Annotated in this window: 3 protein-coding genes; all 3 read right to left on the bottom strand. The window is 64.5% G+C overall.

Annotation, left to right across the window (positions count from 1 at the left end):
• Positions 1–2,132 (bottom strand): hypothetical protein (locus tag EN786_RS22420; RefSeq protein ID WP_210238902.1); only part of this gene is annotated, 2,132 nt, incomplete at its 3' end.
• Positions 2,133–2,275: 143 nt separating this feature from the next.
• The gene (locus tag EN786_RS22415) at positions 2,276–3,577 is read right to left on the bottom strand and encodes an HlyD family type I secretion periplasmic adaptor subunit (RefSeq protein WP_127286001.1); all 1,302 of its coding nucleotides are present in this window, start codon (positions 3,575–3,577) and stop codon (positions 2,276–2,278) included.
• Position 3,578: 1 nt separating this feature from the next.
• A complete protein-coding gene (locus EN786_RS22410) occupies positions 3,579–5,606 on the bottom strand; it encodes a type I secretion system permease/ATPase (protein WP_245478433.1) in 2,028 nt (675 codons plus the stop codon).
• Positions 5,607–6,000: the final 394 nt, after the last annotated feature.

Raw genomic sequence — 6,000 nt, 5'->3', positions numbered from 1 at the left:
CTCGTGCCGTCGCCGGTCAGGTCCTCGTACTTGGTGCCACTGATCGAGAAGTCGAGGAAGTTGGTGAAGTCGTTGCCGCTGTCGGTGCCGCCGCTGCCGGGGTTGCCGACGGTCTGCACCAGGGTGCCGGTCTGCTCGGAGCCGTCAGGCACGACCTCGTAGATGTTCTTGCCGACATCGGCCAGCGTCAGACCGCCGATCGACCAGTTGCCGGAGGCGTCGGTCGTCGTCGAGCGGTCGCCGGCGCTGAAATCGCCGCTGTTGTCGTCGTCGATGAAGATCGTCACCGGATCATGCGACCAGGCGGTGTCGTCGGCGCTTGTGCCGTCGCCGGTCAGGTCCTCGTACTTGGTGCCACTGATCGAGAAGTCGAGGAAGTTGGTGAAGTCGTTGCCGCTGTCGGTGCCGCCGCTGCCGGGGTTGCCGACGGTCTGCACCAGGGTGCCGGTCTGCTCGGAGCCGTCAGGCACGACCTCGTAGATGTTCTTGCCGACATCGGCCAGCGTCAGACCGCCGATCGACCAGTTGCCGGAGGCGTCGGTCGTCGTCGAGCGGTCGCCGGCGCTGAAATCGCCGCTGTTGTCGTCGTCGATGAAGATCGTCACCGGATCATGCGACCAGGCGGTATCGTCGGCGCTTGTGCCGTCGCCGGTCAGGTCCTCGTACTTGGTGCCACTGATCGAGAAGTCATGGAAATTGGCGAAGTCCATCCCCGACTGGTCCTCGCCTGACAGGCCATCGATCGTGTAGCCCGCTTGGCCGAGCGTCTGCACATAGCCGCCCGGCAGTTGTTCATAGACCTTCAACCCATCAAAGGTGGCGTCCAAGCCGGTGAACGACCACGTGCCGTTGGCCGCCGTTGTCGTCGTGAGATCATCGGCGCTCAAGTCGCCGCTATTGTCCTTGTCGATGAAGATCGTCACGCCGCCGAGGCCGGCATCGCCCGTCGTCTGGCTGTCGCCATTGGCATCCAGGTATTTCGTGCCCGAAATCCCGAACGTCACCAGGTTGTTGGGATTCGTGCCCCATTCCTCGAAGCCCGAGCCTGTCTGCCAGTCGCCAGCCTGGCCGCCAAACGCCGAGTAGACGTAAACATATTGATGATCGGCATCCTGGAGAAATTCGCTGTCTTTGATCAAGACGCGGATGTCGCTGTCGCCGCTGCCCGAAGACAGGCTGGAATTCAGCGCAACCCAAACATCGCCGCTGGCATCCAGATTGTAGACGAGATGCTCGCCGGTTACGCCGAAACCGCTGCCTGGAGTGTATGGGGTGTTCTCGGAAACCGGCACGTGCCCCATGCCCAGATTTCCAGAGGTCTCCTGGTAAATCTGCAGGCTGTCCAGCGAAATGAATTCGCCGTTGCTGCCATTTTGTTCGTTGGAGTCAAGCAGAAATTCCCGATAGGCCACGCCGTCGACTATGACGATAGGAATATCGCTTAAAAGCAAGGCCTTGTTGTGCTGCGCGCTCGTGTTCTCGTTGTACTGCGGGCTGAGAACATCGCCATAGGTGCCGCCGCGATCGTAGTTGTAGCCCTGCTCCGTAGGGGGATTGTTCGGGCCCTGAACTTGGACAAAGGCATCGAAGGTGCCAGTCCCTGACGATTGTCCGAAGTCTGTTTTGACTTGATAGACTTGGAACTTTGCGTCGCCGACATTGAAGCCAGCGAGTGTCGTGGCATTTCGCACCGTCAAGTCGGCTGCCGCGCCGGAAGCGTCTGGGGGAGGAGGAGGAGCATCGGTGAAGTTCACGGTCGCGACCCGGCCGTCTGCCTGGTCTGTCGCTGTGAGCACGAACGCCTGGTTCGCCGCGTCGCTGTTGACGTACCACGAGGTCTGGATCTTGCCGTTGACTGTACCATCGAGATCGCCGGCGCCGCCATCGGTGACGACCCAGGGCGTACCAGTCCCGGTCAGATCATAGGTGAGCACATCGTCCACGGTGCCGAGGACCCCGTCGGCGCCAGCGCTGACATGGGCGACCGAAAATGTGAGCGAGCCGCCGTCCCCGACGTCGGTGGCGGTGATCCCTACCGTCTCGCCGGGCGCGTAGTCCGCGTCCGCCTGGTCTATCGTAACCGCAAGCGGCGGAACGGGGTCGGAAGAAGCCGGATCGGTGCTTCCGGTCACGGTGGAATCAAGGGTTGCGAGCGGATCGTTGGTCAGATTGTCGCTGATATCGCTAGACGTCATTTCATTTCCCCTAGCTTCGGATTCGGTTGCTGATCGTGGCTGCTGTTTTCTCTTGGCTGCTGTTTCCCACCTGGGCGGGCTTACTCTCTAAAGGCTCGACTGATCTGGTCCCGCAATGGCTTGACCAGGTAGGAGATCACCGAACGGTCCTCGGTCTTGATGAAGGATTCCACCGGCATGCCGGGCACCAGCTTGACCTCGCCGAGGCGCGCGACTTCCGCGGCGGTCGTCCTGATACGCACAGTGTAATAGTTGGCACCAGTGCGCTGATCGGTGGCGATGTCGGGCGAGGTCCTTTCGACCACGCCGTCGATTTGCGGCGTCGTGCGGGTGTTGAATGCCGAAAAGCGCAGCGACGCCGACTGGCCGACCCATAGCTTGTCGATGTCGCTGGGGGCGATCTTGGCCTCCACCGCCAGACTGTCATTGTCCGGCACGACCTGCATGATCGTCTGTCCGGGCGTGATCACGCCGCCGATCGTATAGGCGAGCGACTGCTGCACGACGCCGTCCTGCGGGGCGCGGATGTCGACACGCTTCAACTGGTCCTCGGCGGCGACCTTGCGCTCGATGAGCTCGCCCATCTTGCCGTCGATGTCGCGCAAGTCCCGGTTCACTTCGGTGCTGAGGTCGAGGTCGATCTGGATGATCTGCAGCTTGATCTCGGCGATGCGCCCCTGCGCCTGCGCCAGCGCGGCGATGAGCTGGCCGCGTTCGCCATCGAGGCGTGTCGCCTCGCGCTCGGTCGAGGTCAGGCGATCGATGGAGATGAGCTTCTTGCCCCACAGCGTGCGCACGGAAGCGAGCTCCTTTTGCACCAGCTGTATTTCCTTGCTTTTGGCTTCCATCTGCGCGGTGTCGCCGGCGATCTCCTTCTCGAGCTGGACGATGCGTTCGCCGAGCTGGCCCTTCTGGCCGGCGCGGGAGGTGCGCCGCGTGTCGAAATGCTGCGTCTCGCCGGAGATCGCCTCGGCGACGTCGGGATCGGCCGAGCGATCGAGGAGGTCCCGGGGAAAGTCGATGCCGTCCGTCCCCCGGCGCTCGGCATCGAGACGGGCCTTGCGCGCCATGAGCTGGTCGAGCGCCTTGCTCACCACCGCAAGATTGGCGGCCGGCACGGTGCGGTCGAGACGCAGCAAAAGGTCGCCGGCCTTCACGCGGTCACCGTCGCGAGCGTCGATCTCGGCCACGACGCCCCCGGTCGCATGCTGCACGTTCTTGACATGCGAACCGACGACCAGCGTGCCTGGAGCGATCACCGCGCCGGCGATCTCGGTGACCGAGGCCCAGCCGCCCACACCACCTCCAAGCAGGAGCACGGCGCCGAGCCCAAGGCGAGTGTAGAAACGGATCGAAGCGTGGGCGTTGCCGGGCGCGGCCATGTCAGTTCCCTCCCCCGGTCCGGGTGGCGACCGCGGTCGTTTCCGCGGATACCCGCTGCGGCGGGTTGCTTGACGGGACCGAGCGCAGCATCGGGAACATCTTGGCGAAGACCTCCTCCTTCGGTCCGAATTCGTGCACGCGCCCCTGCTTCATCGCCATGATGAAATCGACGGCGGTCAGCACGTTCGGGCGATGGGCGACGATGACGACAACGCCGCCGCGCTCGCGAACGCCGAGCATCGCGCGGATCAAGGCCTGCTCGCCGTCCATGTCGAGGTTGGAATTCGGCTCGTCGAGCACGACCAGGAACGGATCGCGATAGAGCGTGCGAGCCAAAGCGATGCGCTGGCGCTGGCCGGCCGAAAGCGCCTCGCCATGGTCACCGATCTCGGTTTCATAACCCTGGCGGAAGCCGACGATCAGGTCATGCGCGCCGGCCGCCTTGGCCGCGGCGATGATTGCTGCCGGGTCGGCGTCCATCTCGAAGCGGGAGATGTTTTCGGCGACCGTGCCGGCAAACAGCTCCACATCCTGCGGCAGGTAGCCGATATGGCGGCCGCGCTCCTGCGACGACCATTGGTCGAGGTCGGCGCCATCGAGCTTGACGCGGCCGCCGAGGGGTTGCCAGGCCCCGACCAGGGCCCGCACCAAGGTGGACTTTCCCGAGCCGCTCGGCCCGATGATGCCGAGCCCATGGCCGGCTTCCATGGCGAAGCTGGCGTCCTGCACCAGCAGCCGCTGCAGGCCCGGAGCCGTAATGGCGGCATTCTGCATCACCACGCTGGCGCTGGGGGCCGGCAGCAATAGGGGTTCGGTTTCGGCAGGCATGACCGCCAGCACCTTGGTCAGGCGTTGCCAGCCCTGGCGCGCGCCGACGAAACCTTTCCAGTTGGCGATCGCCAGATCGACCGGCGCCAGCGCCCGGCCGCTGAGGATGGAAGCGGCGATGATGACGCCCGCCGATGCCTCCTGCTCGATCACCAGCCAAGCGCCGATGCCGAGCATCGACGACTGCAGCAGCATGCGCAGCACTTTCGACACCGCGCCGAAACTGCCGGCAACGTCGCTGACCTTGCGCTGGTCGGCGATGAATTCGACGTTGGCATCCTGCCAGCGCGACGCCAGCCCGCCAGCCATGCCCATGGCGGCGACCACTTCGGCATTACGGGTGCCTGCAGCGATGAGCCCGCCGCGCCGGTTGCCGCTCAAGGTTGCGGCCGATACCGGTAGTCGCGTCAGCCGCTCGGCAAGCAGGGTCAGCACGACCAGCACGACCGCGCCGAGCAGCGCCGCGGCGCCAAGCACCCAGTGGAACATGAAGATGATGATCAGGTATAGGGGCAGCCATGGCAGGTCGAAAAGCGCCGTCGGTCCCATGCCTGACAGGAAGCCGCGCACGCTGTCGAGATCGCGCATCGGCTGCAGGCTGTCAGCCCCGCGCGCGGCCTTCAGCGGCAATCTCAGCATCGAGGTATAGACGCGACGGCCAAGCGCCTCGTCGAGCGCCCCGCCGATGCGCACCAGCACCCGCGCCCGCACGAAATCGAGGAAACCCTGCCCACAATAAAGGATGACGAGCAATATCGAGATGCCGACAAGCGTCGGCAGGCTGCGGCTCGGCAGCACGCGATCATAGACCTCGAGCATGTAGAGCGAGCCGGCAAGCATCAGCACGTTGAGCATGCCGCTGAACAGTCCGACCGCAATGAAGGCCGACCGGCAACTGGCAAGCGCAGCGGCCAGTTCGGAGCGAGCGGGATTGGCCTTCCGCGCGGCCGGCCTCGCCGATGGCTTGCCCGGCGCGGCGGTCCGACCGGCTGGGTCGCCAACGGGTTTTTGCCTGCCGTCGCCGCGGGCGCGAAACATGGCCAGGCTGCCGATACCCGCCATCGCCACCGCGACGAGCGTCCAGCCCATCGACGCAAGCCCGCTGAAGCCGGACAGAAAGAAACCGGCGACGCAAACGACGACGGCAAAGCCGAAAAGCCTGACCTTCGCCTGCGCCGAAGCAAACGCTGCTTTGCTCAACAACCCGAGCGACGCCTTACTGAACCCCGCAGTCACGACTTGCCTCTCCCATCAGGGACGAGTCAGCTGCGCGCAACGGCGCGCAACGCGGCTGACTGGCCATGGCAACAGCGCCGAGATTCAGCGCTCAAGTCCGAGAGGGAGGAGGATCGGCGTTGCGTCTGGCAACCCGCGGCAGCGGCCGGCGAACTGCAAAACGCGACAGCGCCTCACGACGACTGGCGGCTCGATGGTGATGCGGCGGCGACTGATATGTCGCCGCGCGGTTCCCTTCCCTGTAGCGCCGTAACTCGTTGTTGCCGGTCGGGAGATTGTTTACGCTACTATATTAGAACATTATTAACTCTATCTGGGCGTGCGTCAACGGGCATTTCGACGAAGATTCGGCCCGGTG

The organism is Mesorhizobium sp. M4B.F.Ca.ET.143.01.1.1 (assembly GCF_004792275.1).
Taxonomy (GTDB): domain Bacteria; phylum Pseudomonadota; class Alphaproteobacteria; order Rhizobiales; family Rhizobiaceae; genus Mesorhizobium; species Mesorhizobium abyssinicae.
The sequence above is the reverse complement of the archived record's forward strand: the minus strand, read 5'-3'. Positions and strand labels throughout refer to the sequence as shown.